This window comes from Acidovorax sp. KNOB132 (assembly GCF_057541515.1).
On the sequence record NZ_BAAJYT010000419.1, the window covers coordinates 1 to 2145 of the forward strand.

The 2145-nt window shown below is 71.0% G+C and carries 2 protein-coding genes and 1 pseudogene; 1 reads left to right on the plus strand and 2 read right to left on the minus strand.

Going from position 1 to position 2145, the window contains the following annotated elements; genetic code table 11:
- Positions 1–1194, minus strand: a 1194-nt coding sequence (locus AC27IO_RS23260; RefSeq protein WP_498741033.1) for an amidohydrolase family protein, incomplete at its 3' end; no start/stop codon positions are given.
- A 252-nt stretch (positions 1195–1446) separates the two neighbouring features.
- Between AC27IO_RS23260 and AC27IO_RS23265 the strand changes: the two genes are divergently transcribed.
- Positions 1447–1836 (plus strand): VOC family protein, encoded by a 390-nt coding sequence (locus tag AC27IO_RS23265; protein ID WP_284430853.1) that lies wholly within the window; start codon positions 1447–1449, stop codon positions 1834–1836.
- 74 nt (positions 1837–1910) lie between these two features.
- Here AC27IO_RS23265 and AC27IO_RS23270 read toward each other — a convergent pair.
- Positions 1911–2145, minus strand: a pseudogene (locus tag AC27IO_RS23270) (hypothetical protein); the annotation flags it as partial.

Consider the following 2145-nt stretch of genomic DNA (forward strand, 5'->3'; position numbering starts at 1 on the left):
CGGCCTCGCCGCCACACCCCCCAGGCGCGTGGCGCGCAGCCGGATCGCCTCGGCCGGATCGCGCGCATGCAGCAGCACGAAGTCGGCATGGCAGCCGGCCTGCAGGCCATAGCCCTCCAGGCCCAGCAGCAGGGCCGGGTTCGTGGTCACTGCCTCGAAGCACTGGCGCATGGCTTGCTGGCCGGTCATCTGCCCCACGTGCAGGCCCATGTGGGCGGCCTCCAGCATGTCGCCGCTGCCGCCCCCGTACCACGGGTCCATCACGCAATCGTGGCCGAAGGCCACCGTCAGGCCCGCGGCCATCAACTCGGGCACGCGGGTCATGCCGCGGCGCTTGGGGTAGGTGTCGTGGCGGCCCTGGAGGGTGATGTTGATGAGCGGGTTGGCCACCACCCCCAGCTGCGCCTCGGCCATCAGGGGGATGAGCTTGCTCACGTAGTAGTTGTCCATGCTGTGCATGGAGGTGAGGTGCGAGCCCGTCACCCGGCCGTGCAGGCCCAGGCGCTGGGTTTCGAAAGCCAGCGTTTCGACGTGGCGCGAGAGCGGGTCGTCGGTCTCGTCGCAGTGCATGTCCACCCGCTTGCCCCGATCGGCGGCCAGCTCGCACAGGATGCGCACGCTTTCCGCTCCCTGCGCCATGGTGCGTTCGAAATGGGGAATGCCGCCCACCACGTCCACGCCCAGGTCCAGCGCGCGCTGGAGGTTGTCCAGGCCGCCCGCGGCGCGCAGCACGCCGTCCTGCGGGAAGGCGACCAGCTGCAGGTCGAGGTAGGGCGCCACGCGGCGCTTCACGTCCAGCAGCGCGTGCACGGGCAGCAGCCGCGGGTCGCTGGTGTCCACGTGCGAGCGGATGGCCAGCAGGCCGCGCGCCACGGCCCAGTCGCAGTAGTGCATCGCCCGCTCCACGATGGCCTCGTGCGTCAGCTGGGGCTTCAGTTCGCCCCACAGCGCGATGCCCTCCAGCAGCGTGCCGCTCTCGTTCACGCGGGGCTGGCCGTAGCTCAAGGTCGAGTCCATGTGGAAGTGCGCATCGACGAACGGCGGGCTCAGCAGCAGGCCGCCCGCATCGACGGTCTCGTGCGCCGGGGCCTGCAGGCCCTCGGTCACTTCGGCAATGCGCCCGTCCTGCACGGCCACGGAAACGTTCGTGCGGCCATCGGGCAGGGTGGCGTTGTGGATGAGCAGGTCGAGCATGGTGTGTGGGGCCGGGCAAGGGTGTGAGGGGGCTGGCGGAAGCGGTGCAGGCCGGCATGCAAAAGGCTTGCCCGCGGCGCCACCGGGCCTGCCAGTGTAGGCCGCGGGGGGTGCCGTTGCGCAGTCCGATGGCCGGACCGGGTGCGCCGGCCGGGACAACGGCCCATGTCGGATTTCTTCCAGACCGCGCGGAAAGGCCGCCTATGCTGCGGGCACGTTCGATCCACCCTGTCTTTTGCTGAAGGAGACCCCATGCAGTTCGGCTACACCATTCTTTACGTCGAGGACGTGCCCGGCACCGTCGCTTTCTACGAGGCCGCGTTCGGTCTTTCGCGCCGCTTCGTGCACGAGGCGGGGGACTTCGGCGAGATGGACACCGGCGCCACCGCGCTGGCGTTCTCGTCGCTCCAGCTGATGGCCCAGCTGGGCAAGAACCCGCAGCGGGCGGTGGCGGGCGCGCCCCAGTGTGAGATCGCTTTCACCACGGCCGATGTCGCCGCAGCCGTGGACCGCGCGATCCAGGCTGGCGCCACCCTGGTGCAGGCCCCAGAGTCCATGCCCTGGGGCCAGACGGTGGCCTATGTGCACGACTGCAACGGCTTTCTGGTGGAGCTGTGCACGCCGATGGGCGCGGGCAACTGACGGGGGAGCGGCGCTTGGGCGGCGCTGCGCCGTTCCACGCGGCTGGTTCGATGTGGCCGATGGCAAGGCAGCGTTCAGCCGTAGCCGCTGGACTGCACGGAAGCCAGCAGGTCCTTCGATGCCCTCAGCCGGGCGGGCGTCTGTCCCAGCCAGTGCCGGCATTCGCGGCCGAAATGCGCCTGGTCGGCGTAGCCATGGTCCGCCGCGATGGCGGCCAGGGGCGGGCACCATCGCCCGCCAGGGCCTGGGCCGCTCGGCGCACCCGCGCGAGGGCGCGCCAGTAGCGTGGGGGGCTCGCCGGTCGCGGTG

Coding starts and splice junctions, on each gene's coding strand:
- AC27IO_RS23265 (WP_284430853.1), top strand. CDS start 1,447: ATGCAGTTCGGCTACACCATTCTTTACGTCGAGGACGTGCCCGGCACC.